At 45.1% G+C, this 26,704-nt stretch carries 25 protein-coding genes; 22 read left to right on the top strand and 3 right to left on the bottom strand.

The window, feature by feature from the left end; translation table 11 throughout:
- Positions 1-11 precede the first annotated feature (11 nt).
- The 17 genes from rbfA (at position 12) to MHI51_RS18745 (ending at position 19,671) form a co-directional block, all read left to right on the top strand.
- The gene (gene rbfA / locus MHI51_RS18825) at positions 12-359 is read left to right on the top strand and encodes a 30S ribosome-binding factor RbfA (protein ID WP_076127845.1); all 348 of its coding nucleotides are present in this window, start codon (positions 12-14) and stop codon (positions 357-359) included.
- 72 nt (positions 360-431) lie between these two features.
- On the top strand, positions 432-1,409 hold the full coding sequence (locus MHI51_RS18820; RefSeq protein ID WP_405173183.1) for a bifunctional oligoribonuclease/PAP phosphatase NrnA: 978 nt from the start codon (positions 432-434) through the stop codon (positions 1,407-1,409).
- Complete coding sequence (gene truB / locus MHI51_RS18815) at positions 1,406-2,320, top strand: tRNA pseudouridine(55) synthase TruB (RefSeq protein ID WP_405173182.1); 915 nt, start codon at positions 1,406-1,408, stop codon at positions 2,318-2,320. The genes MHI51_RS18820 and truB overlap by 4 nt, the downstream gene beginning before the upstream one ends.
- 37 nt (positions 2,321-2,357) lie before the next feature.
- Entirely contained in the window at positions 2,358-3,305 is a 948-nt protein-coding gene (locus MHI51_RS18810) for a bifunctional riboflavin kinase/FAD synthetase (protein ID WP_405173181.1), read from the top strand.
- A 148-nt stretch (positions 3,306-3,453) separates the two neighbouring features.
- Positions 3,454-3,723, top strand: a complete 270-nt coding sequence (rpsO, locus tag MHI51_RS18805; RefSeq protein WP_036656390.1) for a 30S ribosomal protein S15 — start codon at positions 3,454-3,456, stop codon at positions 3,721-3,723.
- 293 nt (positions 3,724-4,016) lie between these two features.
- The gene (gene pnp, locus MHI51_RS18800) at positions 4,017-6,119 is read left to right on the top strand and encodes a polyribonucleotide nucleotidyltransferase (protein ID WP_076127850.1); all 2,103 of its coding nucleotides are present in this window, start codon (positions 4,017-4,019) and stop codon (positions 6,117-6,119) included.
- Between the two features lie 235 nt (positions 6,120-6,354).
- Complete coding sequence (locus MHI51_RS18795) at positions 6,355-7,338, top strand: polysaccharide deacetylase family protein (protein WP_076190910.1); 984 nt, start codon at positions 6,355-6,357, stop codon at positions 7,336-7,338.
- A gap of 78 nt (positions 7,339-7,416) precedes the next feature.
- Entirely contained in the window at positions 7,417-8,685 is a 1,269-nt protein-coding gene (locus tag MHI51_RS18790; RefSeq protein ID WP_036688449.1) for a pitrilysin family protein, read from the top strand.
- Positions 8,660-9,106: a dUTP diphosphatase gene (gene dut, locus MHI51_RS18785; protein ID WP_172628834.1), complete on the top strand. Its 447-nt coding sequence runs from the start codon at positions 8,660-8,662 to the stop codon at positions 9,104-9,106. Before MHI51_RS18790 ends, dut begins: the two co-directional genes overlap by 26 nt.
- A 585-nt stretch (positions 9,107-9,691) precedes the next feature.
- On the top strand, positions 9,692-10,588 hold the full coding sequence (gene dpsA / locus MHI51_RS18780) for a dipicolinate synthase subunit DpsA (protein ID WP_405173180.1): 897 nt from the start codon (positions 9,692-9,694) through the stop codon (positions 10,586-10,588).
- 1 nt (position 10,589) lies between these two features.
- Positions 10,590-11,186: a dipicolinate synthase subunit B gene (locus tag MHI51_RS18775; protein ID WP_036688443.1), complete on the top strand. Its 597-nt coding sequence runs from the start codon at positions 10,590-10,592 to the stop codon at positions 11,184-11,186.
- Positions 11,187-11,446: 260 nt separating this feature from the next.
- Positions 11,447-12,670 (top strand): aspartate kinase, encoded by a 1,224-nt coding sequence (gene dapG / locus MHI51_RS18770; protein ID WP_036688442.1) that lies wholly within the window; start codon positions 11,447-11,449, stop codon positions 12,668-12,670.
- Between the two features lie 16 nt (positions 12,671-12,686).
- Complete coding sequence (gene dapA / locus MHI51_RS18765) at positions 12,687-13,562, top strand: 4-hydroxy-tetrahydrodipicolinate synthase (protein WP_340010494.1); 876 nt, start codon at positions 12,687-12,689, stop codon at positions 13,560-13,562.
- 510 nt (positions 13,563-14,072) lie between these two features.
- Positions 14,073-15,752 carry a ribonuclease J gene (locus tag MHI51_RS18760; protein ID WP_405173179.1) on the top strand — a complete coding sequence of 560 codons (1,680 nt, stop codon included), beginning with the start codon at positions 14,073-14,075 and terminating at the stop codon, positions 15,750-15,752.
- A 203-nt stretch (positions 15,753-15,955) separates the two neighbouring features.
- The gene (locus MHI51_RS18755) at positions 15,956-16,723 is read left to right on the top strand and encodes a ClpP family protease (RefSeq protein WP_076136428.1); all 768 of its coding nucleotides are present in this window, start codon (positions 15,956-15,958) and stop codon (positions 16,721-16,723) included.
- On the top strand, positions 16,720-16,932 hold the full coding sequence (locus tag MHI51_RS18750) for a YlzJ-like family protein (protein ID WP_076127863.1): 213 nt from the start codon (positions 16,720-16,722) through the stop codon (positions 16,930-16,932). Before MHI51_RS18755 ends, MHI51_RS18750 begins: the two co-directional genes overlap by 4 nt.
- Before the next feature lie 78 nt (positions 16,933-17,010).
- Positions 17,011-19,671 (top strand): DNA translocase FtsK, encoded by a 2,661-nt coding sequence (locus MHI51_RS18745; RefSeq protein WP_076276219.1) that lies wholly within the window; start codon positions 17,011-17,013, stop codon positions 19,669-19,671.
- Positions 19,672-19,760: 89 nt separating this feature from the next.
- Here the strand turns inward: MHI51_RS18745 and MHI51_RS18740 are convergent, their stop codons facing one another.
- Genes MHI51_RS18740 through MHI51_RS18730 form a run of 3 tightly spaced genes read right to left on the bottom strand, consistent with a single transcriptional unit; the run spans position 19,761 to position 21,725 of the window.
- Positions 19,761-21,179: an AraC family transcriptional regulator gene (locus MHI51_RS18740; protein ID WP_405173178.1), complete on the bottom strand. Its 1,419-nt coding sequence runs from the start codon at positions 21,177-21,179 to the stop codon at positions 19,761-19,763.
- A complete protein-coding gene (locus tag MHI51_RS18735) occupies positions 21,180-21,410 on the bottom strand; it encodes a hypothetical protein (RefSeq protein WP_405173177.1) in 231 nt (76 codons plus the stop codon).
- A gap of 21 nt (positions 21,411-21,431) precedes the next feature.
- Entirely contained in the window at positions 21,432-21,725 is a 294-nt protein-coding gene (locus MHI51_RS18730) for a hypothetical protein (RefSeq protein WP_405173176.1), read from the bottom strand.
- Between the two features lie 172 nt (positions 21,726-21,897).
- Between MHI51_RS18730 and sleB the strand changes: the two genes are divergently transcribed.
- The 5 genes from sleB (at position 21,898) to MHI51_RS18705 (ending at position 26,631) form a co-directional block, all read left to right on the top strand.
- Positions 21,898-22,764 carry a spore cortex-lytic enzyme gene (sleB, locus tag MHI51_RS18725; RefSeq protein ID WP_076127869.1) on the top strand — a complete coding sequence of 289 codons (867 nt, stop codon included), beginning with the start codon at positions 21,898-21,900 and terminating at the stop codon, positions 22,762-22,764.
- A gap of 176 nt (positions 22,765-22,940) precedes the next feature.
- Positions 22,941-24,179, top strand: coding sequence for an EF-P 5-aminopentanol modification-associated protein YfmF (yfmF, locus tag MHI51_RS18720; protein WP_254848801.1), 1,239 nt, complete (start codon positions 22,941-22,943; stop codon positions 24,177-24,179).
- Positions 24,180-24,181: 2 nt separating this feature from the next.
- Complete coding sequence (gene yfmH, locus MHI51_RS18715) at positions 24,182-25,462, top strand: EF-P 5-aminopentanol modification-associated protein YfmH (RefSeq protein ID WP_076276221.1); 1,281 nt, start codon at positions 24,182-24,184, stop codon at positions 25,460-25,462.
- Positions 25,463-26,230 carry an elongation factor P 5-aminopentanone reductase gene (ymfI, locus tag MHI51_RS18710; RefSeq protein ID WP_076218615.1) on the top strand — a complete coding sequence of 256 codons (768 nt, stop codon included), beginning with the start codon at positions 25,463-25,465 and terminating at the stop codon, positions 26,228-26,230. It abuts the gene before it with no gap.
- 137 nt (positions 26,231-26,367) lie between these two features.
- Positions 26,368-26,631, top strand: coding sequence for a DUF3243 domain-containing protein (locus tag MHI51_RS18705; protein ID WP_036688409.1), 264 nt, complete (start codon positions 26,368-26,370; stop codon positions 26,629-26,631).
- The last annotated feature ends 73 nt before the right edge of the window (positions 26,632-26,704 follow it).

The raw sequence follows: 26,704 nt of genomic DNA, 5'->3' as shown, positions 1-26,704 counted from the left end.
GGTGAATATAGATGTCTAAAATTAGAGCAGGACGAGTGGGCGAGCAGATCAAGAAAGAGCTTAGTCAACTTATCCAAAGCGGTCTGAAAGACCCTCGAATCGGTTTTGTAACTGTAACTGGCGTAGACGTGACTAACGATCTATCGCAAGCCAAGGTATACCTAAGCGTGTTCGGGGATGAAGAGCAGAAGTCAGACTCGCTTAAAGCGATTGAGAAAGCCAATGGTTTTCTTCGCTCAGAGCTTGGCAAGGCCATTCGCCTTCGGCATACACCGGAGCTGATCTTCAAGTTCGACGAATCTGTCGCTTATGGCAGTCATATTGAGAAGCTTCTTGGAGAGCTTCATAAGAACGATTAGAAATAAGTGATTAAAGTGGGGTTCAAAATAGCGTTATGCTATTTTGAACAACCTTTAAAAAGGAGACGGCGAATGCAGAGCTATGAACAAAGTCTCCAGCAGACCCGTGCGTTTCTGCTGGAACACGACGATTACCTTGTAGTGTCGCATGTTCAGCCGGACGGAGATGCAGTCAGCTCCACCCTTGCGGTGGGCTGGCTTCTCTCATGTCTGGGCAAAAAATATACTATGCTGAATGAAGGACCGATCCCGAAGCGAATGGAATACCTATGGCATTCGGATGAAATCATCAATATGGCCTCTAGTGAACCGCCCCGTCAATACAGCAACGTCATCTGTGTGGATTGTGCGGATTTTCAGCGAGTAGGGCTGACAAATCGCTATTTTGCGAATGAGGCTTTTATCCTGAACATTGATCACCATCCAACAAATAACGGTTATGGATTCGTTAATTTAATCAAACCGGATGCAGCTGCGACAGCGGAAATTTTGTTCGACCTGCTGAAGACATTCGAGATCGAATGGGATATTGATATCGCCACAGCTATATATACGGGTCTGTTAACAGATACCGGTGGTTTTCGTTATACCAACACATCACCAAAAGTAATGGCAGCTGTATCTGAGCTATTATCCCTTGGGGTTAACGGTCCTGAACTCGCTGAGACATTGCTTGAAGAAATGACGCTGCCACAGGTTAAAATATTAAATAAAGCCTTAAATACGCTGGAATTATCTCCTGAAGGAGATATTGCCTGGCTATATGTTACACCCGAGCATATGATCGAATGTGCTGCTGCTAATGAAGATTTGGAAGGAATCGTAAACTACCCTCGTAATATTCGGGGCGTGGAAGTAGGCATTCTTTTTAAAGTTATTCACGAACATGCGGTCAAGGTTAGCCTGCGTTCTGCCGGTAAAGTTGACGTGGCTGCATTGGCGCAAACGTTTGGAGGCGGCGGTCATACCCGTGCTGCAGGTGCGCGTATAGAAGCTACGCTTGAAGAGGCAATAGCTCAGGTGCTTGAGGAGGTAAGACGTCATTTATGAGTGAATTAGAAGGTGTTCTGGCGGTTTATAAACCGGCAGGCTTCACTTCACATGATGTTGTAGCCAAGGCACGTCGGATTCTCGGCATGAAACGAATTGGTCATACGGGGACACTAGATCCCCAAGTGACTGGTGTATTGCCGCTTTGTCTGGGACGTGCGACTCGCGTTGTGGAGTATATTCAGGAGCTGCCCAAAGAATATGTGGCAACACTGAGACTGGGGGTGTCCAGTGATACAGAAGACTTAACTGGAACCATTACGGAAACTGTTGATGAGGTTCATGTAACTGAGGAAGAGATTCTTGTAGTGCTTGCCTCTTTCAAAGGCGTAATTTCTCAGGTTCCTCCCATGTACTCTGCGGTGAAAGTGGACGGCAAACGTCTTTATGAATTGGCTAGAGAAGGCAAAACCGTTGAACGGAAAAGTCGCGAAGTAGAGATTTATGAAATCGAAATGACGGATATGACTTGGGAAGGTAATCATCCCGACATCACTTTCCGGGTATTATGCTCCAAAGGCACGTATATTCGTACACTTTGTGTAGATATCGGTCGTGCGCTTGGACTGCCGGGTGTAATGGTGAAGCTGGAGAGAACAATGTCGGCAGGAATTTCTGCCAGCCATTGTTTATCCCTTGAGGATATTGCCGCGCACAAGGAAGCCGGAACATTGGAAGATCATTTAATCGCTGCTGATGAGGCAATTTCGCATTTGCCTAAGCATACCGTTATGGATGAGAAGAAGAAGGCAGCACTGCAGGGTCAACGTTTGTCTTCGCGGTTCATTGCTCCAGAAGTGAAGACAACAGGTCAAATTCGGCTATACGATCTTCAGGGATTGTTTCTTGGCATTTATGAGCTGGAAGAGACAGGTGCTATTGCCCCAGTAAAGGTGTTTGCACAAGCTTAAATCAATTTTACCAAGTGAATTGTAGGTGAGAAACAGCGTGAGAACCGTAACGTTAACCTATCCGATGTCGCCGGAGACTGCTGCCGAATGGGCACAACCTCAAGTGGCTGCTCTAGGGCAGTTTGACGGCCTGCATCGTGGACATGCCAGCGTCATTACATCCGCTGTAGCCTTAGCCCGTAAACAAGGTGTGCCGGCTGCAGTCCTTACATTTCATCCTCATCCCAAAGATGTTATGGGTAAGGGAGATTATGAAGGGTACTTGACGCCACCCTTTGAAAAGCAAGAGATTCTTGCGAGCATGGGTGTCGATATCCTGTATGTTGTTGAATTTAATGAGCAGCTTTCCCGGGTTAGTCCACAGAATTTTGTCTCTGTTATGCTTTTACCGCTACATATTGTAACAGCAGTTGTTGGCTTTGACTTTCGCTTTGGCTACCAAGGTGAAGGCGATGTTGAGATGCTTCGCAAACTGGGTGAAGGTGTTATGAATGTGGAAGTTGCTCCTCCTTTTCTGCTTGAAGGTGAAAAGGTTAGCAGCTCCGGCATTCGTAAAAGTCTCCAAAATGGAGATCTGGGGCTGGCAAACTCCTGGTTCGGACGTTGCTATCATCTGCGTGGTGAAGTGGGGCATGGTGAGAAGAGAGGCCGCACAATTGGTTTTCCAACTGCCAATTTGAAGCTCAGTGATCATTTTGTCATTCCGACCAAAGGTGTATATGCGGTCCGAGTCTTTTATAAGGATAAAGTTCTGTACGGGGTTATGAATGTGGGTGTTAAACCAACCTTTCATGAGGGTGTGTTAACTCCGAGCTTTGAGGTTCATCTTTTTGACTTCGAGGGTGACCTGTATGATCAAGAGCTTAAGGTAGAATTGGTATCTTACATTCGTCCAGAACGGAAGTTTGACTCCATTGGAGCATTGATTACTCAGATTGGCGAGGATGCAGAAACCGCGAAGAAGATTCTGGAGTATAAGTTATAGTCATCCCGGACAAGCCGTTTACTTTTGTTAATGGAGATGCTATACTAAGTAACGTTGCTGGCTTACAGCATCATAACCTTAGCTTGGTTGCACGTTCTCACCGACGGTGACGAGGCTAGTGGCGATTATATTGAAGGAGGTGAACAGGATGGCATTAACTCAAGAACGTAAACATCAATTGATCGACGAGCACAAAACTCACGAATCCGATACTGGATCCCCTGAGGTGCAAGTTGCTATCCTAACGGAGAACATCGTTAATTTGACTGACCACTTGCGTACGCACAAGAAAGATCATCACTCCCGTCGTGGATTGTTGAAAATGGTTGGACAACGTCGTAAACTTCTGGCGTATTTGAAAAACAAAGACATCAGACGTTACAGCGCCCTGATCGAAAGACTGGGATTGCGTCGTTAATTTTCCATAAGATTACTCTTAAAGCAGCCTGGTTGTATACCGTATGTCCTTCTCGGAGCGACAGCGGGACAGCTGGGTTGCTTTTTGAAAATTTAGGGAAAACTTAATATTAGGATCGATGAGATTATTCGCAAAAACGGCGACTTTACTTTTCAGTAAGGCCCAGCCGTTTCTTCTTATATGCATACAGAATAGGCAGCCTCCCTTTGGGACAAGCCTTTCCAATTTATTTAGATCGATATGTGAACCTGCTATTTTAGACTGCGGGTCTACTACTATTCAAGGAGGTATTTATGGAAAAACGTGTAGAAATGCAGCTGGGTGGAAGACGCCTTGTGCTGGAAACGGGCCGCCTGGCTAAACAAGCAAACGCAGCCGTTATGGTGCGTTACGGGGATACTTCGGTATTATGTACCGTTACGGCTTCGAAAGAGCCTAAGGATCTGGATTTTTTCCCGCTTACAGTTAACTATGAGGAAAGATTATATGCGGTAGGTAAAATTCCTGGCGGATTTATTAAACGGGAAGGTAGACCGAGTGAGAAAGCGATTCTGTCAAGCCGTTTGACAGACCGTCCAATCAGACCACTATTCCCTGAAGGATTCCGTAACGATGTTCAGGTATTGAACATGGTAATGAGTGTGGATCAGGACTGCGCACCAGATATTGCTGCTATGATCGGTACTTCAGCAGCACTAAGTATTTCCGATGTGCCTTTTGATGGACCCATCGGCGGCGTTGCTGTAGGTCGGATTAATGGAGAGTTTGTGATCAATCCGGATATGTCTCAGCAAGCAATCAGTGATGTTTATGTGGTGGTAGCTGGAACGAAGGATGCAATCATGATGGTTGAAGCAGAAGCGAACGAAGTGACGGAAGATGTGATGCTCGAAGCGATTATGTTCGGTCATGATGAAATCCGCAAGATCGTTGCAACCATTGAAGAACTGGTTAAAGTGGCTGGTAAAGAAAAAATGGCTGTGAAGCTGCATACAGTGAATGCTGACGTGAATACTGAGGTCCGTGCATTTGCTGAGGCTCGTCTGGTGGAAGCCGTTAAAATAGCTGAAAAACATGCGCGTCAGGAAGCGATTGATGTCGTTAATGATGAAGCGGTTGCGTATTTCGTAGAGAAGTACATAGAAGCACCGGAGCTTCTGAAAGATGTTAAAGAAGTCCTACATGATATCGTGAAGGATGAAGTAAGACGTCTAATTACACATGATAAGGTTCGTCCAGATGGACGTAAACTTGATGAAATCCGTCCGATTGAATGTGATACAAGTCTGTTACCGCGTACACACGGTTCCGGTCTGTTTACACGTGGACAAACACAAATCCTTAGCGTTTGTACTCTTGGGGCACTAGGTGATGTGCAAATTCTTGACGGAATCGATCCTACTGAAACGAAACGTTTCATGCACCATTACAACTTCCCGCCGTTCAGCGTAGGGGAAGCTCGTCCGCTTAGAGCACCAGGACGCCGTGAAATCGGTCATGGAGCACTTGGAGAACGTGCATTATCCAAGGTTATTCCTAGTGAAACTGAATTCCCGTACACGATTCGTCTAGTATCAGAAGCGATTGAATCTAACGGTTCTACTTCCCAGGCAAGTATCTGTGCCAGCATTCTGGCTATGATGGACGCTGGTGTGCCAATCAAAGCACCTGTAGCCGGAGTAGCAATGGGTCTGATCAAAGACGGAGAGCATGTCTCCATCCTGACGGATATTCAAGGTATGGAAGATCATCTCGGAGATATGGACTTCAAGGTAGCTGGTACAGCAGAAGGTGTTACAGCTATTCAAATGGACATTAAGATTGCCGGTATCGACCGCAAAATTCTTCAGGATGCACTTCAGCAGGCTAAAGAAGGCCGTCTGTTCATCTTGGACAAAATGAATGAAGCGATCTCTGCGCCAAGACCTAATCTGTCCAAATATGCTCCAAAAATCATTATTATCAACATCAATCCGGACAAAATCCGTGATGTTATCGGTGCTGGTGGTAAGATTATCAATAAAATTATTGAAGAAACCGGCGTAAAAATCGACATCGAACAAGATGGCCGTGTCTTTATCGGTTCTTCAGATGAAGAAATGATCCAAAAGGCGCGTTCGATTATCGAAGGACTTGTGCGTGAAGTACAAGTTGGAGAAATCTATGTGGGTACAGTTAGACGTATTGAGAAATTTGGAGCATTTGTTGAACTAATTCCGGGTAAAGACGGATTGGTACACATTTCCCAATTGTCTACTGAGCGCGTAGCTAAGGTTGAAGATGTTGTAGCTGTCGGGGATACAATTACCGTTAAAGTTACCGAAATCGACCAACAAGGCCGGGTTAACCTGTCGCGTAAAGCGGTATTGACTTCGGAAACTGGAGCTAAAGCTTAAGTTTCGATTGTAGAGGTACCTTTTCTAAAGTACCTAATAGCATAATAAAAGGAGACAGAAGCGATTGCGTTCTGGCTCTTTTTTTATATGAAATAAAGTAATGTGCATCACTATCACGCCTCTGGCCTCTGTTCTTATGACATAAATTCCTCTTTTGTCTCATAGATTGGGACAAAGTGTCTTTGTATTCGTGTGGAACGGACTACAAGTCGTTTCTACCGGGGAGGAAGTCGTCATGAAGACGGAAAAAGTGGCTTTAGTGGTTGCTTGTATTGCGATCGTGATAGGAATTGGCAGCACTCAGGGACCGGTAAAGGACATGCTTGCGCAATTGAAGCCGCAGGATGACCTAGCTGTGTGGAAGGATATTTCTAAGGCGGAGAACAATGATCTTCGGACACGGATTGAGACCGCCGCAGCCAAGCTTAATGCCCCTCCAGTGAATGCTGTGGTTGATCGGGTATGGAAGGCGATTCCGGGTTATAACGGGCTTGAAATTGATGTAGAGAGTACATATCGGAATGCTCTTTTGGCACCAAAAGAACCTATAAAATTTGTGTATCGGCAGATCGAACCACAGATATCCCTGAATCAACTGGGAGCTGAACCCATATATCGTGGGAATCCGGCTAAGCCGATGGTATCGCTGATGATTAATGTGGCGTGGGGAAATGAGTACATTGTGCCAATGTTGGATGTTTTGGATGAAGAGAACGTTAAAGTTACGTTTTTTCTGGATGGGAGCTGGCTGAGTAAAAACCCGGAACTGGCTAAAGAAATGCTAAAACGCGGTCATGAGATGGAGAATCACGCTTATACCCACCCTAATATGAGTACTTTAAGTCGTGCGCGAGCTACTGTAGAAATTGAGAAGACACAAAAGCTGTTAAAGGAATCGCTTGGAGTCACTAATAAATGGTTCGCCCCCCCTTCTGGTGATTTCGATCAGGAGACCGTAGAAATTGCAGGCAGTTTAGGGCTCAAAACCGTACTTTGGACCGTGGATACCGTAGATTGGCGTAATCCGTCTCCTGAATCTGTGGTTGCCAAAATCACAAGCAAAGCGGAACCGGGCACTCTAGTCCTAATGCATCCCACAGCCGCATCCTCTAAAGCTCTGAAGGCCATGATACGTGGAATCAAAGCAAAAGGGTTACAGCTAGGCACAGTTAGTCAAACGCTCTCAGCAGAGCGGCTAATCCCCTCTAATGTTGAGTGAGAGATGTATTTCTGGTAGGATTATAGGCACGTGTAATTAAATTAGATAGAACATGGCTATTAGCCAGGAGGACTTGAAGTGGAAAAAATAGTGTTATCCAATGGTTTACGAGTGGTAATGGAGAAAATCCCGACCGGCCGGTCCGTTTCTTTCGGAATCTGGGTAAAGACAGGCTCTCGGAATGAACATCCTGGAAACAACGGGATATCCCATTTTGTAGAACATATGCTTTTTAAAGGAACGGATCGGTACAGCGCCAAGGATATTGCTGAGCAGTTTGACGCCATCGGCGGCAATGTAAATGCGTTTACCTCAAAGGAATATACATGTTATTATGCTAAAGTATTGGATGAGCATCTGCCTATCGCTGTAGATGTGTTAGCGGATATGTTCTTCCGTTCACGGATGGACGCTGAAGAGCTGGAGAAAGAAAAGAATGTCATCCTTGAGGAAATTTCCATGTGCGAGGACACGCCGGATGATCTTGTGCATGATTTGATGTGTGCTGCTGCCTACAAGGACCATCCGCTTGCGTATTCCATCCTTGGCTTGAAGGAACGGCTAATGGAGATGAAGCCGGATGATCTTCGGGCGTATATGAAGGAACAATACACGATTGAGAATACGGTTATAAGCGTTGCCGGCAACATTAGTGATGGATTGATTGAACTGCTGGAACAGCATTTTGGTTCTTTTGATAATCATGGTACAAGTGCTCCGCTGACTCCACCAGATTACTATGGAGAGCTCTTATTTCACCGCAAGAAAACAGAGCAGAATCACATCTGTCTTTCCTTACCAGGTGTCCGTTCTGGCGATCCCCTGCAGTATGCTATGGTGCTGATTAATAATGCCGTAGGCGGAGGGATGAGCTCCCGCATGTTCCAGGAAATTCGTGAAAAGCGCGGATTAGCTTATTCGGTGTATTCCTATCACAGCTCCCAGGCAGATTCTGGTCTGTTTACGGTCTATGCTGGAACAGCGCCCAAGCAAACAAAGGATGTCATGGAGTTAATCAAGGAAATGATGTACGAACTTGCTACCAACGGCCTCAGTGAAGATGAGCTGAGAAAAGGTAAGGAGCAGCTTAAAGGCAGCCTCATCCTTAGTCTCGAAAGCACTAGCAGCCGAATGAACCGTATCGGAAAAAATGAACTTATGCTCGGAAGACATAATACATTGGACGATATGATCGCCAAAATTCAGCTAGTGACGATGGACAATATCAACAGTGTGCTGGATCATATGTTCGCGGAGCCGCTTTCTTTAGCGATGGTAGGCTCATCAGATAAAGCTATTGCAAATGTTAGGAGAGATGATCTTGTCTTATTACGTACAAATCAATAAACTTGCTGGAAACGAGGATGTAAATCTTCCTTGTAAAATGTCGGAGCAAGCTTCCGGTTATGATCTTTATGCTGCCGTTGCGGGTGAAATTGTACTTGCACCAGGAGAGCGGGCATTAATTCCAACAGGGATTTCACTGGCTATGCCAGAGGGGCTTGAAGCGCAGATCCGTCCGCGTAGTGGACTGGCCTTGAAGCACGGGATTACCTGCTTGAATACACCTGGAACTATAGACGCCGATTACCGCGGAGAGATCAAAGTGCTCTTGATCAATCTGGGGCAGGAGCCTTTTGCTATCGCTCGCAATGAGCGGATTGCCCAAATGGTATTTCAAGCCGTTCCAGTGGTTAATTTGGTGGAAGTGGAAGAGTTGTCCGAAACTCAACGCGGAGCCGGAGGCTTTGGCCATACTGGCAAGTAAGATTGTTGTTACAATTCATTTAAAAAGCTTACGAATTCATGCCCAAGGCATGATTCGTGAGCTTTTTTTATTATGCAGAGTTAATTATCCAAAGTTTTAATTCTTCGATTGTTATACAACTAACTCCGACTTCCCCATCGAATAAACTCAGCATTGTCATTGGCGCTCTGCCACTACTCTAACCCTACCGTCAAAGTAAAGACGAAGCCCCTATCGGACCCCAGTGCTCTTATTTATAACAATTCTGCTTAATTCGGCTGTTTTCGGACCCCAGTGTCACTATTTGATCAAAAACACCTGATATCGAGCCTGTTTATATCGAATAAGAGCACTCCAGTCCGAAACTCCTCCTAAAAGGCAAAAAATACACAAATAGTTGCATCTCGGTCCTTAACTCATCAGCCGTAACCCGTAACCCGTAACCCGTAACCCGTAACCCGTAACCCGTAACCCGTAACCCGTAACCCGTTAGTTCATCATCAGCCATGCGTGCCGGGGATTTCATTTCCGCTCTTCACCCATTAACTATGCCCAGCATAAGATGCTTTATAGTCGATAGTGTATGTTGAAAGGAGCGTCATCCCTATGCTTACTGGCGTCAGGATCGTGTTCCTGGGCGGGGACGCGAGACAGCTTGAAGTGATTCGGAAATGTGTGGAATTGGATGCGACGGTAAGCGCTGCCGGGTTCGATAAGTGGGAGACCCCTAGCCCAGGGGTGAGCCTGGAACAATTGACGGTAGAGCTGCTGAGTAATGCAGATGTATTAGTGTTGCCTACGGTAGGCTGTGATGATGAAGGAAATATTAGTGCTCTATTTTCTTCTGAGCGTTTAACGATTCTGGAGGAGCATTTCACTGCGCTGCCATCCGATTGTTTAGTGTATACCGGTATGGCTAAAAGTTACTTGCACGGGATGTGTACCAAGCACTCACTGAAGTTAATCGAACTGCTTAATCGTGATGATGTGGCTATTTACAACTCTATCCCGACAGCGGAGGGAGCGCTGGTAATGGCCATTCAGAACACGGATTTTACGATTCACAGCTCGAAATCAATGGTGCTTGGTTTAGGTAGAACTGGGTTTACAATGGCTCGAAGTCTACAGGGACTGGGGGCCATTGTAAAGGTTGGTGTCAGAAAACAAGAACATTATGCACGTGCTGAGGAAATGGGCTGGAAGCCTTTTATGACCAATGAGCTGCTGCTTCACGTACCCGATGTGGATCTTATATTTAACACGATACCAAGTATGATCATCACCGCGCAGGTGCTCTCGCGGCTTGCGCCGCATTGCGTAATTATTGATCTGGCATCTGCACCAGGCGGCTGTGACTTTCGTTATGCTGAGAAACGTGGGATTAAGGCGATGCTGGCTCCAGGACTCCCTGGCATTGTAGCTCCAAAAAGCGCTGGGATTATTATGGCAAAGGCGCTGGTACAGTCGATTTCGGACGAGGCTTTAATCAAGGGGGACGAATAAAATGGATTGGCACGGAAAAACAGTAGGGTATGCGATCACTGGATCTCATTGCACTTTTGCTGAGGTAATGCCACAAATTCAGCGCTTCGTAGACGGGGGAGCAAACGTAGTACCTATAGTTTCTGCCTCTGTACTAGGAACAGACACCCGCTTTGGGACATCGCAAAATTGGTTAAAACAGTTGAAAGATATAACAGGGAATGATATCATTTCTACAATTGTTGAAGCGGAGCCGCTGGGTCCTTCCAAGCTGCTGGATGTGCTGACAATAGCACCTTGCACAGGAAATACAACGAGTAAACTGGCTAATGCCATGACGGATAGTCCCGTGCTAATGGCAGCTAAATCACAGATGCGCAACGGACGTCCACTAGTTCTAGCGATATCTACAAATGATGGATTGGGCCTAAATGCCGCAAATATTGCTAAGCTTCTGGTGGCTAAACATATTTATTTTGTACCATTCGGTCAAGATAACCCTGAGGGTAAACCTAACTCGCTCGTGGCACGCATGGATCTTATCCCGGAAGCTTGCTATGCCGCTTTGCAAGGTAAACAACTACAGCCGATGATCATCGAACGGTTTCATTCAGCATAGAAAATTGACAGAGTTCGGCTGATTTTGTTGTGGACAATAAAAGGGGAGATGCACCAAATGAGCAATGAGAAATGCCAAGATAACGTAGTGGAACCAGCTAAGTTCATTGCTATCAAAAAAATATAAGCAGTATTGCTACCGTCCTCAGGTTCGAGGGCGGTACAGCCATTTAACAACTTACTTAACGAATAAGCTCACGTACCGTAATCTTTTCACGAATGATTAGTGTGTTTGCTTTGATAATAATGGGGGAATTATACATGGGTATTCTGGTACAAAAATTCGGAGGAACATCGCTATCCACACCGCAAGCTAGAGAACACGTAATCCGCAATGTCAAAAGGGAGCTGGCAAGTGGCTATAGTCTTGTAATTGTTGTATCGGCTATGGGCCGTCGTGGAGAGCCTTACGCAACTGACACTTTGCTGGATTGGGCTGTGCAGAACGGAGATGCACTTCCAGACCGGGAAAAAGATCTCTTGATGTGCTGTGGCGAAATTATTTCAGCTACTACTCTATGTGGGCTGCTGGAGAATGAAGGCATCGCTTCTACAGTGTTAACGGGAGCTCAGGCAGGATTTCTGACAGATAGCAACTACGGTAATGCCAGAATTCTGGATGTGCGTCCGGAACGCATTCTCCGTGAGCTGCGTGAGGATAAGGTAGTTATTGTTACCGGGTTCCAGGGCCAGACTGAGGCGGGTGATTTGACAACTTTAGGCCGTGGCGGCAGTGATACCTCTGCTACAGCACTGGGTGCTGCTCTTCATGCTGATATGGTGGATATTTATACGGATGTTAACGGAATTCTTACAGCAGATCCACGGATCGTTGAAGATGCTAAGCCATTAACTTACGTTAGTTATACTGAAATTTGCAATATGGCTCATCAGGGAGCGAAAGTCATTCATCCACGTGCGGTTGAGATTGCTATGCAGGCACAGATCCCAGTTCGTGTTCGTTCAACCTTTTCAGAAGCTGAAGGTACGTTGGTTACGAATCCAGAAGGATTTAACGATATCCAAGCAGGGGGAATTGTGGATCGATTCGTTACAGGGATTGCTTATGTCAGCAATGTTACACAGATTTCTGTGGAATGCCCGGACGGTAACGGAACCGGAGTGCAGCTGCAAATCTTTAAGAGTATGGCAGATAACGGAATAAGCGTTGATTTTATTAATGTAACACCTACGGAAGCTCTTTATACGGTTTTTGATGACAAATCAGAGAAGGCTATTTCTGCTCTACAGCAGCTGGGTTTGCGACCTAAGAGTTTGTCGGGTTGTGCCAAAGTTTCTGTTATCGGGGGCGGAATTAATGGTGTGCCTGGTATTATGGCGCGCATTGTTGAGGCGCTTAGCTCGCAAAACATTCAAATACTACAATCCGCGGATTCGAATACAACGATATGGGTGCTTGTGAAAAAAGAAGATATGGTGCAGTCCCTGCGTTCGCTGCATGCTATGTTTGAATTGCACCGCTGACAAGGAGGAATTCAAAGTGGATTTCGGAAGATTAATAACAGCCATGGTAACCCCTTTTGATGGGGATGGAGAAATCAACTGGGATGTAACTTCACAGCTTGTCGATTATTTAATTGAGGTACAGAAATCAGAAGCTTTGGTTGTCTGCGGAACGACAGGGGAATCGCCTACATTAAGCGATGAGGAAAAGCTGCAGCTGTTTTCTTTTGTGCTGGAAAAGGCGAATGGACGTTGTAAAGTTATTGCTGGAACTGGCAGCAATAACACGAAACATTCCATTCAGCTGACGAAGGAAGCGGAGAAAATAGGCGTAGATGGAGTGCTTTTGGTCGTTCCTTATTATAATAAACCGAATCAGGAAGGTCTTTATCAGCATTTTTCCACGATTGCTTCAGAGACTTCATTACCAGTGATTCTATATAATGTTCCAGGTCGAACAGGTGTAAGTATGAGCGTGGCCACTACCCTGCGGCTTGCTGAGATTCCGAACATCGTTGCTACGAAAGAATGCGCGTCTGTAGATCAGGTAACACTTATTGCCTCTGATTGTTCAGATGATTTCCGTGTATATACGGGTGATGATGCCTCAGGTCTTGCCAGTCTGGCTGTCGGTGGATACGGAATTATAAGTGTATCTAGCCATGTGGTTGGTGCGCAGATGTCAGAAATGATTTACGCTTATACCTCCGGCAATGTTCAGCTTGCTGGAGAGATTCATCGCCAGCTGTTCCCGATTTTTAAAGGAATGTTTGAATGCCCACAACCGCTGCCCAATCCTTCAGCTGTAAAATATGCTTTAGGACTCAAGGGGATCCCTGTGGGCGGAGTCAGATTGCCGCTTATTTCGCCAACGGAAGCGGAAGCGGCTTTTATTGAAGCACTATTTCACTAAGAATTAATCATTGCTGATGTACGTTCTAAACCGGCTACTCTATTGAGGGAGCCGGTTTTTTCATTTATATTTTTTTTCTGAAATATTGAGGCGAATTTAAGGAAAGAATTTGGATACGAGGCGGATGACTTGTCTTTTGCCAAAAAAATCATGTATAATGATCTTAAGTGACTGGGTGCGGTTAAAATTAAATATGCGGTAATCTTCCGTCAATGTAATACATTGTGAGACAGGATAGGTCCCAAGATGAGTCTGTTTAAATAAATGACATGTCTTCGCGCGAGGGGCGCGACGGTGAATTTTGACGGCGTTTGTCCGCTTCAATATGAACTTTACTGCCCGGAATCGGGAGCTTTCGCATTGCGCATTTTACAGATTTCAGGAATTTCCTCGTCGATTGGAAGTTATTGGCTGTTTGAAAGAAATGTGTTCAGCGCCGCTGAAATAATCGAAGTTCGATATTTACCAATAAAAGTATGACGTCCAACATCATAGGAGGGTTAGATTCATTTGTCCAAAAAAAACAACAACGATAAATTGACGATTTTCGCATTGGGCGGAGTCGGAGAAATCGGGAAAAACATGTATGTTATTCAATACGGAGCTGACATTGTAGTCGTGGATTCGGGACTCAAGTTTCCGGAAGAGGATATGCTCGGTATTGACATCGTAATTCCTGACATCTCGTATTTGACAGAGAACCGTGACAAGGTAAGAGGTATTGTGCTTACTCACGGACACGAGGATCACATCGGTGGTCTGCCTTATGTCCTGAAGAATTTGAATGTTCCAGTCTATGGAACAAGATTGACTTTAGGTCTTGTAGAGAACAAATTGAAGGAAGCGAACCTGCTGGGTGACACCAAACGGATTCTGATCAACGAAGATTCAGAAATTCAATTGGGGAACTCACTTAAGGTAACTTTCTTTAGAACCAACCACAGTATTCCTGATTCCGTGGGTGTATGCATTGAGACTCCGGAAGGAAATGTTGTTCATACGGGCGATTTCAAATTTGACCACACCCCAGTCAACGGTCAATTTGCAAATCTGCATCGGATGGCAGAGATTGGCCAAAAGGGCGTACTTGCTCTTTTGTCAGATAGTACGAATGCTGAGAAACCAGGCTTTACCCCATCTGAGAAGAATGTCGGTATTGTGCTGGAAGACATTTTCCGCAAGGCTGAGCAACGTGTCGTTGTAGCAACTTTTGCTTCCAATGTGCACCGTATTCAACAAGTGGTTAATGCAGCAGAATCTACGGGTCGTAAGATTACAGTAATTGGCCGTAGTATGGTCAACGTTGTATCCATCGCTTCAGAGCTTGGATATTTGAACGTACCTGACGGAATGCTTATCGAACCGGAAGAAATGAATAGAATGGGAGCAAATCGTGTAGTTGTTCTTTGCACAGGCAGCCAAGGCGAGCCAATGTCTGCATTGACACGTATGGCACGTTCTAGTCATCGCAAAGTAGATATCCTGCCAGGCGATACCGTTATTATTGCGGCAACACCTGTGCCAGGTAATGAGAAGTATGTAGGCCGTACTATCGATGAATTATTCCGTCTTGGTGCTAATGTGATTTACAGCGGTTCCAACTCCGGCGTTCACGTATCCGGTCACGGTAGTCAAGAAGAACTTAAGCTTATGCTTAACCTGATGAAACCGAAATTCTTCATTCCGATCCACGGTGAATACCGCATGCAGCGCAAACATGCTTTGCTGGCAGAATCGGTTGGCGTAGAGCCACAGAACATTTTCATCACTGAAATCGGTGAAATTGTTGAAATCCAGGGCGGTGCCGCTCGTAAGGCTGGCAAAGTAACAGCTGGTAACGTATTGATTGACGGACTAGGTGTAGGCGATGTTGGTAACATTGTATTGCGTGACCGTAAGTTGCTGTCTCAAGATGGTATCTTGGTTGTCGTGGTTACACTTAGCAAGCAGAATGGTGCAATTGTTTCTGGACCTGACATCATTTCACGTGGTTTTGTTTATGTTCGGGAGTCCGAAGGGCTGCTCGACGAGGCTAACCGAATTGTATCCAGTACATTGCAACGCCTGATGAGTGAAAAAGTAAATGAGTGGGCTTCCCTTAAAACAAGCGTAAAAGATTCGCTGGGCCGTTTCTTATATGAACAAACGCGCCGCAGACCGATGATTTTGCCAATTATCATGGAAGTGTAAGGAGAGTTTCTCCTTCAATGAATATATAGCTAGGGCTGAGCCCCTTTTCCCCGGAAATATTGGACGGTTTCCACGGGAGAAGGGGTTTTTGTATGTTCATAAGCTGAAAATTGCATAATGCAGCACCCTGAAACGTCATACTAAGGATTGTTAGTAAGGCAACAGCAGACTAGAGCTGCATATAACAAGGGAGAGCTGCGAAGATGAATTACATCGAAGGATCAAATGGAGCAAAAAATGAGGAAGTTGTCCCAGGAGAAACTAATCCGAATCCTAATGAAAATATGCCGCCCACTACAATGGGAGCGATTAAGGAGCTTGGACAAACAGTAGTCCCAAGTGGAGAGCCTGATATTTTTTGCTTAACGATTATTGGTCAGATTGAAGGACATATTGTTATGCCTCCACAGAACAAAACAACAAAGTATGAGCATATCATTCCGCAGCTGGTGGCAGCTGAGCAGAATAAAAACATCAAAGGCCTGCTTATCATTTTAAATACGGTAGGTGGAGATGTAGAAGCGGGATTAGCAATTGCGGAAATGATTGCATCCCTCTCCAAGCCAACGGTAACCGTAGTCATTGGAGGCGGGCACAGCATCGGGGTGCCGATTGCAGTTTCCTCCACTTATTCGATTATTGCTGAAAGTGCAACGATGACGATTCATCCGATTCGAATGAATGGTTTAGTGATCGGAGTGCCGCAAACTTTCGAGTATATGGAGAAAATGCAGGAACGTGTCGTTAAATTTGTGACTTCCCATTCGCGTATTTCTGAAGAACAGTTCCGTGATCTCATGTTTAAGACAGGTGAGCTCAATCGTGATATCGGGACGGCTGTGGGGGGCTTGGATGCCGTTAAATATGGTCTGATGGATGAGGTCGGCGGGATCGGAGCGGCACTTGCGCATCTTAACCGAATGATCGGCGGGGATTTCTCAGCATCGACTCCAGGAGGGATTACGCAATGACACTGTACACAGTAGTTGCAATGGAACAGGTGTGGGAGGGGGCATTTAACAATTATGCCGCAACCCGAGAAGTTAGTGTGCAGGGCATGCTGATGCAGGTTGAACCGATGGAGGAAGGACGTGCGCGGATTGTGAGATTATTGGATTGTCCGCTGAACCGTTATCTAGATCCGGCGTTCTCTCCAGGTTCGATAATTACATTAACATAAAGATTCATTTTCTGACAAAAGAGAACATAGGTACGCCACGCCATTATATGGTATAATGTTGTTCCGGGGGTGGCTGGCGTGGCTAAACGAAAAAAGAAGAAGAAAAAAGCGCTGCTCGGCAGCGTTTTAAAATATGAAATATATGGAATTTTATTAATAACTATTTCCGTCATTGCACTGTCTGGTGAAGCAGCCGTAGGGCGCTCACTTTCAAGTATGGCGGGTTACTTATTAGGGAGATTTTATTTTGTGTTGCCGCTTATCGGCATTTTTTATGGACTTATGGTGATGATCCATCGAAGATGGCCTTCCTCGTGGAACAGCAGGCATACTGGCGTGCTTCTGCTTCTATTGTCTATGTGCCTTATGAGCACAATATCTGCAATGGAGCAGAAGCTTGGCCCGTTGTCTTTGTTACATCCTGGCAATGTAATGACACAAATACATAATGATCTTTCGGGATCACTTTCACCTGGCTCGAACGAAAGCAATGTCTATATGCTGGGTAAGGATATAAGCGGAGGGTACATCGGCGGGTTGGAGTATGCAGCGCTGTTATGGCTTTTTGGTAGTCTGGGCGCTAAGCTGCTTATGATCGTCATGCTGGCGATCAGCTTTATGCTAATTACCAACTTGTCCTATGTGGAGATTTTTACGCTTTTGCGAGTGCGCTTGGTTAAGTTTGTGGAGGGGATTCGTCTCCATGCTGCAAACCGTCCGAAGGCGGTTCCCGTAGCGGCCAGACCTTCTAGAGCCGCTGCTCCAGCTAAGGCTCGGCAGGTGAAGCAGCCTGTCTATGATGACGAGGAGGAAGAAGACGAAGACGATCGGTATTTGCCTAATCGCAAACAACCTGTCCTTATGAAAAAAATATCTGGCTGGTTCTCAGGCTCCACGCGTTCACAGGTGGAAGCAGATTCTGAGGATGACGATCAGGGTCCAATTGTGACAAGTGCTTCAACCGGTCCGATTATTTCGGGATTAACTCCAGATAGTCATGTAATTCCATTAGACGATATCGATCATGATTTTGATGATGCGGATCTGGATATTGAACCTGTGACGCCTATTATTCGTGACTTCTTTGAACATATCCGTTCAGAAGGGTTAAACGAAGAAGACCGGGAAGAGTGGAGTGAATTCTCACCCGCAGCTCGTGGTGAAGCAGCTAAACCTGCTGTAGCCGGACCTAATGCCGTTAAGCAGCAGCCTACGGATGAGTCTGAGGAGAATGTAAGCATAGACTTGGAAGGCCTGCTAGGTGCTTCTCCAGATGGAGAGATTATTCCTGCTCCTCCAGCACCACCGCCACCGAAGCCATATAAGCTGCCATCGTTCCGTCTTCTAGCCAAACCTAACAATGGTGGCAAAGCTGGAGATCAGAATGATTATATGCAGACAGCCCGTAAGTTAGAAGCAACACTTGAAAGCTTTGGGGTACGGGCTAAGGTGCTGGAGGTAGTAAGAGGCCCAGCGGTTACGAGGTATGAGATACAACCGGATATTGGGGTTAAGGTTAGCCGTATTGTAAATCTGACGGATGACATTGCCCTTGCACTTGCAGCCAAAGACATTCGGATGGAAGCGCCGATTCCGGGTAAATCTGCAATTGGGATAGAAGTTCCGAACTCTGAGGTGTCTATTGTTACCATGCGCGAAGTTATGGAAACACAGATTTTTCAGGAGGCTGAATCCAGATTATCGATTGCTTTTGGCCGTGATATTTCCGGCCAGACCATTATTGGCAATCTGGCTAAGATGCCCCATTTATTGGTGGCCGGTGCAACTGGCTCCGGTAAATCTGTCTGCATCAACGGGATTATAACAAGCATCTTATACAAAGCTAAACCTGATGAAGTTAAATTCCTCATGGTCGATCCTAAGATGGTAGAGCTGAATGTGTACAATGGAATTCCCCATCTTTTGGCTCCGGTTGTCACAGATCCAAAGCGGGCTAGCCTAGCTTTGAAGAAGATTGTTGTGGAAATGGAGAAGCGTTATGAGCTATTCTCCAAATCGGGAACACGGAATATGGAAGGTTATAATAAGCTAATGGCTGAGAATCCAGCGGCAATTCTCCCGTATATCGTTGTTATTGTGGACGAGCTTGCGGATTTGATGATGGTTGCAGCCAATGATGTCGAGGATGCAATTTGCCGACTTGCACAAATGGCGCGGGCGGCTGGAATTCATTTAATTATCGCTACACAACGCCCTTCAGTAGATGTAATCACAGGTTTAATTAAAGCTAATATTCCGTCCCGGATCGCTTTTGGCGTATCGTCCAATGTGGATTCACGTACCATTTTGGATATGCCCGGTGCAGAGAAGCTGTTAGGCCGAGGTGATATGTTGTTCTTGCCAATGGGCGCATCTAAACCTATTCGTGTACAGGGAGCTTTTATGAGCGACCAAGAAGTAGAGACTATTGTTCAATATGTCAGCAGTCAAGGTGAAGCCGAATACGATGAGTCCATCGTTCCTGAAGTGGATGATACAATCACAGAGGATCAGGAGCCGCAGGATGAATTATACGAGCAGGCCGTACAAATTGTGCTGGAGGCTAAACAGGCTTCAGTGTCGCTGCTACAGCGTCGTATGCGTGTCGGTTATACCCGTGCAGCCCGGTTGATTGACTCTATGGAGGCTCGTGGAGTCATCGGTCCTTACGAGGGCAGCAAGCCGCGTGAGGTGCTGGTGTCACTTGAGCAATATCAGCATAACAAGATCAGCTCCTAAGCTGGACAAGCCCGTCGAAACCTTCAATAGACAGTAAAAGAGATGGCCACTTTATGAAGTGGACCATCTCTTTTTTGTATCCTGAGTACTTATTTGACTCTTGGTGCAGCAAGCAAAGCTTCAACAATATAATCCAGTTGCACATTTAGAGAATAGATATCACTGTAATAACCTAATCCAAAATCAATTTCCATCAAACGGCCTTCTTTCACGGCAGGGATATTGTTCCAAATTGGGTTTTGGGTCAGATCAGCCATACCATCATAAGAGGAGCGGAAGATATAGTCACCGCTGTATTTGCCAAGGACTTCAAAGGATACGGATTCGCCATCCGCACCAGTCGCCGTATCTATTTTCTGTTGAATGATTTCCGGCGCCTTCATGCCTAAATATTCATAAATGATTTGCGAACCACGTCCGAATTGTTTGCTTGCCACAACAGCCATACTGTTGTCTTTTCCACCTTCCATGATGGATATTGTGTGATCCAGAATACCAGCTTCTTGCAGCTTTTGTTTGCTGTCTTCAACTTTTTTATGGAAATCAGTAAATAATTCTTTTGCTTGATCTTCTTTGCCTACGACTTGTCCAATAAAGGACACCCGTTCTTCTGTTGACATTTTTTCATACGGAACTAACACTGTTGGTGCAATTTGGTGGAGGGCTTCATAAGTTTCCTCTGACGGCACGATGATAAGATCAGGATTTAGAGCAAGGATTGCTTCAGGGCTAGCCTCAAACCAGGTGCCAAGCTTTTGCACATCTTTTAGCTCATCTTCAAATGCAGCACCCTCGGATACATCGGATACACCTATAGGTTTAATGCCTAGAGCCAGTACATCACCGAGCAAATAAAGAACTACGACTCTTTGTGGACTAGTGGGAACGGCAATGTCTCCTTTAACTGTGGAAATTATCCGGGTTTGTGCTTCGACAGCAGCTTTATCTGTATTTGCTCCTGTACTTGTTTCTGCTGAGGGGGTTGGTGTCCCATTGCTTGACGCATTTGAATTTGTGGTTCCCGTGGAACAAGCGCTTAACACTATGGTAAAGCATAATAACAGGGTGAGCAGTAATGATGGTTTGGCATTTCTAAACATTGGTAATTCCCCTTCTCCGTTATATTGATAATGATTATCATAATCAATATAACGGAGAGGTTGTGTTCGGGCAATGTCAATTTGTGCACCTTGGGATGGCATATCACGCCAACTGGGTTGGGTGATCAATTTATTTTTGTATCGGACAGGGGAGGTTCCGTAATATTTTTTGAACATTTTTCCTAGATAATAGCCATCAGGATAACCTACTGCAATTGCGATGTCATGCAAGCTCGCCTCAGTGTTCAGGAGCAGTATTTTCGATTTTTCCATGCGGATGCTGATTAAGTACTGAGCAGGGCTAGTCTGCAGCCGTGTTCTGAATAATCTGGATAATGTTCTAGGGCTGCTGTTTACCGCTTTAGCTAATTTTTCAAGAGAGAAGATTTCCTTATAATAAGTCTGCATTTAGCGAATTGCTTGATCTAGCGGATCAGGTTGTATTAACTGTGTTTCCAGCGTATGCAGCTGCCTAAGCAGCTCATAAATCCATTGATAAAACAGTGTTTTAACATGCAGCCGATCCAAAAGACCTGTTTTGCCCCAATCAGTAAACATGTTCTCCATCTTATCAAATAAGGGCAGTGGACTAGTAGGCGTAAATCCATATTGAAGATTAAAGGGATTATTGTGTTCCATAATTGCTTTTAGATTGTTGCGTTAGGCGAGTGAAAGGTTTGCTTTATATAAAATTAAGTAATACTCCAGTAGTTCCTCCGTGCGTAAAAATTGAATGTTCATTCCTTTTCCACCATGAAGGATATGAAAGTTGCCGATCTCGTGCGGGACCTCGTCAATCAGTATTTCGGCCTTGCCGTTTATGATCAATAAGAATGCGCTTGAGGGCAGCTGATAATGTGAATTCAGATCACTTGATCGTTGAAAAGTATGGCGTATATCAATAATTTCTATTAATGCGTGGTTCCACAATAAAATGTGGTCCTTTAAATTCATGATTAATATCAACTCCAACGTTTTCTTATTTCGATTATAGTTGATAATTATTCTCAATTACAATGAAACGCTATTACTTCTTTTTTAGTAATGCATAGGATGTCCTGACAGTCGTCATAATAACTTTAGCCATCCATGCAGAACTCACAAAAGAAAGGTAGAGCGAACCCCTATGAAGAAACATAAGTTGTGGATCTTTGCTTCTTTAACCCTTGCACTTGCTGCCGCGCCGTTTGCAGGAATGCTGCTCCAGGGTAATGGCATACTACAGACCAAGCAAAGTGCTGCTGCGTCATTTGTCCATGAACTAAATCATCCTGAAGAAGAGGCCTTGCCTGCCTTCAGCACGACTCCGATTAAACTCGGTTCTTCTGGTCAGGATGTTTATGAGTTGCAAGGACGTTTAAAACATCTGGGCTTTTATGAAGGGAAAATAGACAGTCAGTTTGGTCCGAAAACGAAAAATTCAGTAACGTGGTTTCAATGGAAGTTTGGAATGAAGTCTGATGGCATCGTAGGCGCTAAGACTAAGCTGAAATTGTATAACGCAACTAAGAACTGGAAGCCAACAGAGTCGGCTTCAGCAACCGGAAATAATACAGCAAACAACAACACCGGTAACAAAACAAATACAACCAATAATTCGGATTCAGCGTCTCTGTCTTCAGGGAATACGATGGGATTATCAGAAAATGATCTCAAAATTATGGCTAATGCCGTCTATGGTGAGTCAAGAGGTGAACCTTTCGAAGGACAAGTTGCTGTTGCTGCAGTAATCTTGAACCGGGTAAAATCTCCGAGCTTTCCAAATACGCCGTCTGGCGTTATTTTTCAGCCGGGAGCTTTTACAGCTGTAGCTGACGGGCAGATTTATTTGGAGCCAAATGAGCAGGCACGAAAAGCAGTGCAGCAAGCGCTGAATGGCTGGGATCCTTCGGGTGGATGTTTGTATTATTTCAACCCTAAAACGGCGACCTCCAAATGGATTTGGACTCGTCCACAGGTCAAGACTATCGGCCAGCATATTTTCTGTATGTAGATAAGTAAAGAAGTAAATCCAGAGAGCAACCGGGAAGAGGCATCCGGTTGCTTCCTTACTTTGGAATGGTTTAGAATGGTTATTAATTCATAAACATGTTAATGAGCAACTATCCACGCGGTAAAGGAGTTTTGGACTTGACTAATAATGTATTTCAGCATGGCAACGTTGCAGGTATGCGTATTCACGTGATGCCTACCAAGGCGTTCAAGACCTACGCCATCTCACTTTATGCCGGCGTCCCACTTAATGAGGATACGGTAACCCCTACAGCACTTGCTCCATTTGTGCTCCGCAGAGGTACCGCTTCTTATCCAGAGACTACTCAATTCCGCGAGCGTTTGGAGGAGCTGTATGGCGCTGGATTTGGTTTTGATATTTATAAAAGAGGCGATTATCAGATTGTTCAGTTTCGCATGGACACCATTAATGACTCCTTCGTGCAGAGTCAGGAGAGCTTGCTTGAACAATCCTTTGCTTTCCTAGGAGAAGTCCTGACCCGTCCGTTGGTGGAGGATGGAAGCTTCCGTTCCTCCTATGTTGCAACAGAGCGTGAAACAGTGCGCAAGAAGCTGGAATCTATCGTAAATGATAAGATTCGTTATGCTGCAGAACGCTGTATCGAAGAAATGTGCCGTAACGAGCCCTATCGTCTTCATCCACTGGGTCAAAGAGCGGATTTGGATCGGATTACTCCAAAAAGTTTGTACGAATCCTATAACTCATGGCTGGATGGAGCTATTTTGGATCTCTATGTAGTGGGAGATACGACTACTGAGGAAGTTGAAAAGCTTGTGCAGCATCACTTCGGACGCATTCAGTCGGAGGTGGGCTTATATAGCTCCAAGTTTGTCCCAGTATCCGTCAGCGAGGTACGGACGGTAGAGGAGAAGCTGGATGTCAGTCAGGGCAAGTTGAACATGGGTCTGCGCACATCAATTACGTACAAGGACGATACATATGCGTCCGCACTTATGTACAACGGAATATTAGGAGGGTATCCGCACTCCAAACTCTTCGTCAATGTACGGGAGAAGGCCAGTCTTGCATACTATGCTTCTTCACGCTATGACGGTCACAAGGGGATTGGAACGATACAATCAGGTATCGAAACGCAAAATTACAACAAAGCTGTTGAAATTATAGAGAAACAATTGGAAGAGATGAAAGCTGGCAATATCAGTGATCTGGAGTTAAGCCAGACCAAAGCCATGATCCGCAATCAGCTTTCCGAGATTCCGGATTCTGCTTTTGAGATGATCTCTTACGACTTCAACCGCCAGTTGTCAGGAAAAGAACGGACAGCGGATCAGCTGCTAGAAGAGGTGGAACAAATCGGTGCAGGGGAAGTAAAAGCTGCAGCGGAGACCTTTCAGCTGGATACGATTTATTTCTTGACAGGGAAGGAGGAATAGAGATGGAACAGATTCAATACGACAGACTTCAAGAGACCCTTTATCATGAGGTGATGGATAATGGGCTTCAGGTTTATGTATTGCCAAAACCAACATTCAAAAAAACTTACGCCACATTTGCAACTAAATATGGTTCTGTAGATAACCATTTTTATGTCGCAGGTGGAGAAGAGACCACTGTTCCTGATGGTATAGCTCACTTTTTGGAGCACAAAATGTTTGAAGAGCCAGAAGGCGATATTTTTGCCACTTTTGCCTCAAATGGAGCTTCAGCTAACGCCTTTACAAGTTTTGATCAGACGGTTTATCTTTTCTCGGCAACAGAGAACATAGAGACTAACCTTAGTACACTCGTTGATTTTGTACAACGACCTTATTTTACGGATGAAAATGTAGAAAAGGAAAAAGGGATCATTGGTCAAGAAATCAATATGTATGCAGATAATCCAGACTGGCGCGTGTACTTTGGCCTTATTGAGGCGATGTATTCGAAACATCCGGTTCGGATTGATATTGCCGGAACTATAGAGTCGATTAGTACGATTACGAAAGAAACACTGTACACTTGTTACAACTCTTTTTATCATCCCAGCAATATGCTGTTGTTCGTAGTGGGTGGTGTGGATCCGGAGAAGGTATTCTCCTTGATTCGCAGCAATCAGCAGGGGAAATCTTATGGTAAACAAGGTGAGATTAAGCGTATTTTTGAAGAGGAGCCGGAACAAGTCGCTACGAAGCGCTTAGAAAGCAAACTCGCAGTTTCGATGCCTAAGATTATGTTTGGATTTAAGGAAAAAGTTGATGGTCTTACAGGTGAAGCTGCGCTTAAGCGTGATCTCGCCACAAAGCTTATGCTTGATTTGCTGGTTGGCAGCAGCACAGCGTTGTACCAAAAACTCTATGATGAAGAACTGATCTCAGACAGCTTTGGCCATGAATTTAATAGTTCAGAACAATATGCTTTTTCAGCTATGGGTGGAGATACCAAAGACCCGGATTTGCTGCTAAAACGAATTAAAGAAGAAGTGGATCAGATCTTAAAGTCTGGCTTTGCTGATAAGGATTTCGAGCGGGCACGGAAAAAGAAAATAGGCGGATATTTGCGCATGCTGAACTCCCCTGAAAGTATCGCACATGAATTTACACGTTACCAATTCCGCGGTGGTGACCTGTTTGAAGTTCTGCCTATTTACGAATCGATTACTTTAGCTGAAGTGAATGAGCGTTTACATGCCCATGTAAATTGGGAGCAGCTCGCTGTTTCACTAGTGGTGAGTCCTTAAATGGCGCTTTTGGGAGAGAGCAACAAACCATTAGGAGAAATGACAGTTCTGGTGACAGGGGGCAGCGGGGGAATCGGTGGCGCCATTGCAGAACGGTTTGCTTCTGTAGGCATGAATATTGTTATTCACTACAAGCATTCACATGAAGCTGCTAATGATGTCGCTCGGCGTTGTATGGCCCTTGGAGCAAAGGTAATGACTGTAAATGCGGATATGAAGGATCGCAGTCAGATTGTACGAATGGCGGAGAAGCTTGAAAGTATTGGAATGCAGCCGGATATTCTTGTCAACAATGCCGGTAAATCTCATTATGGGATGCTGGCTGATGTGAGTGAAGAGGAATGGGACGATATTATGGCCATTAACTTGAAAGGTACCTTTATGTGCAGCCAGATTTTTATGCCGTACATGGTATCCCAGCGTTATGGTCGAATCATCAACGTTTCTTCCGTGTGGGGAATATCGGGAGCCTCTTGCGAGGTCGCTTATTCAGCCAGTAAAGGCGGAGTAAATGCTTTTACTAAGGCGTTAGCCAAGGAATTAGCACCTTCTGGCGTAACTGTGAACGCGGTAGCTCCAGGAGCGGTTAATACGAATATGTTGTCTAACCTACAGGAGGATGAGGTCCGGATGCTGGAGGATGAGATTCCGGCGGGACGTTTGGCTACACCGAACGAGATCTCCTCACTGATTTACTTTTTAGCACTGCCTGAATCCGGGTATATTACTGGGCAGATCATTAGCCCTAACGGTGGCTGGATTACGTAATGCTTAACTTGGAGAAAAGCTCCAGCATAAGAATCTATCGTCTGAGACATATTATAAGTGTTGTTTTTTAATCTCTCGTAAGGCGGCTTACAGCCTGTATGCAGGTGTTTGACCGTAAACATGAAGGAGGATTTAAGATGACACAAGACGATAGCGTAATCAAAAATTTTGACACCTGGAAGAAATTCCTAGGTAAACGGGTTGTACAGGCGGAGAAACTTGGGATGAGTCAAGACACAATCTCTAAGCTGGCTTTTGAAATCGGGGAATTCCTTGATGAAAAAGTGGATCCAGCAAACACTCAAAACCGTGCGATCAAAGAGCTATGGGATGTCGGCAACGATGAAGAAAAGCAAACGATTGCTAAACTCATGGTCAAGTTGGCGAAAGACAACGCCTAAGTTTGCGGAAAAGCTCCCCCTGTGGGAGCTTTTCTGCAATTATTACAGGACTGACCTTGCCTTTCATTTTTAT

Origin of the sequence: Paenibacillus sp. FSL H8-0260, from assembly GCF_045040625.1 — a bacterium.
Taxonomy (GTDB): domain Bacteria; phylum Bacillota; class Bacilli; order Paenibacillales; family Paenibacillaceae; genus Paenibacillus_AQ; species Paenibacillus_AQ odorifer.
The sequence above is the reverse complement of the archived record's forward strand: the minus strand, read 5'-3'. Positions and strand labels throughout refer to the sequence as shown.

Excerpts from the sequence above, each read along its gene's own strand:
- rbfA (WP_076127845.1), top strand. The coding sequence starts at position 12 with ATGTCTAAAATTAGAGCAGGACGAGTGGGCGAGCAGATCAAGAAAGAG.
- MHI51_RS18820 (WP_405173183.1), top strand. The coding sequence starts at position 432 with ATGCAGAGCTATGAACAAAGTCTCCAGCAGACCCGTGCGTTTCTGCTG.
- truB (WP_405173182.1), top strand. The coding sequence starts at position 1,406 with ATGAGTGAATTAGAAGGTGTTCTGGCGGTTTATAAACCGGCAGGCTTC.
- rpsO (WP_036656390.1), top strand. The coding sequence starts at position 3,454 with ATGGCATTAACTCAAGAACGTAAACATCAATTGATCGACGAGCACAAA.
- pnp (WP_076127850.1), top strand. The coding sequence starts at position 4,017 with ATGGAAAAACGTGTAGAAATGCAGCTGGGTGGAAGACGCCTTGTGCTG.
- MHI51_RS18795 (WP_076190910.1), top strand. The coding sequence starts at position 6,355 with ATGAAGACGGAAAAAGTGGCTTTAGTGGTTGCTTGTATTGCGATCGTG.
- dpsA (WP_405173180.1), top strand. The coding sequence starts at position 9,692 with ATGCTTACTGGCGTCAGGATCGTGTTCCTGGGCGGGGACGCGAGACAG.
- MHI51_RS18775 (WP_036688443.1), top strand. The coding sequence starts at position 10,590 with ATGGATTGGCACGGAAAAACAGTAGGGTATGCGATCACTGGATCTCAT.
- dapG (WP_036688442.1), top strand. The coding sequence starts at position 11,447 with ATGGGTATTCTGGTACAAAAATTCGGAGGAACATCGCTATCCACACCG.
- MHI51_RS18755 (WP_076136428.1), top strand. The coding sequence starts at position 15,956 with ATGAATTACATCGAAGGATCAAATGGAGCAAAAAATGAGGAAGTTGTC.
- MHI51_RS18750 (WP_076127863.1), top strand. The coding sequence starts at position 16,720 with ATGACACTGTACACAGTAGTTGCAATGGAACAGGTGTGGGAGGGGGCA.
- MHI51_RS18740 (WP_405173178.1), bottom strand. The coding sequence starts at position 21,179 with ATGCAGACTTATTATAAGGAAATCTTCTCTCTTGAAAAATTAGCTAAA.
- MHI51_RS18735 (WP_405173177.1), bottom strand. The coding sequence starts at position 21,410 with ATGGAACACAATAATCCCTTTAATCTTCAATATGGATTTACGCCTACT.
- MHI51_RS18730 (WP_405173176.1), bottom strand. The coding sequence starts at position 21,725 with ATGAATTTAAAGGACCACATTTTATTGTGGAACCACGCATTAATAGAA.
- sleB (WP_076127869.1), top strand. The coding sequence starts at position 21,898 with ATGAAGAAACATAAGTTGTGGATCTTTGCTTCTTTAACCCTTGCACTT.
- yfmF (WP_254848801.1), top strand. The coding sequence starts at position 22,941 with ATGCGTATTCACGTGATGCCTACCAAGGCGTTCAAGACCTACGCCATC.
- yfmH (WP_076276221.1), top strand. The coding sequence starts at position 24,182 with ATGGAACAGATTCAATACGACAGACTTCAAGAGACCCTTTATCATGAG.
- ymfI (WP_076218615.1), top strand. The coding sequence starts at position 25,463 with ATGGCGCTTTTGGGAGAGAGCAACAAACCATTAGGAGAAATGACAGTT.
- MHI51_RS18705 (WP_036688409.1), top strand. The coding sequence starts at position 26,368 with ATGACACAAGACGATAGCGTAATCAAAAATTTTGACACCTGGAAGAAA.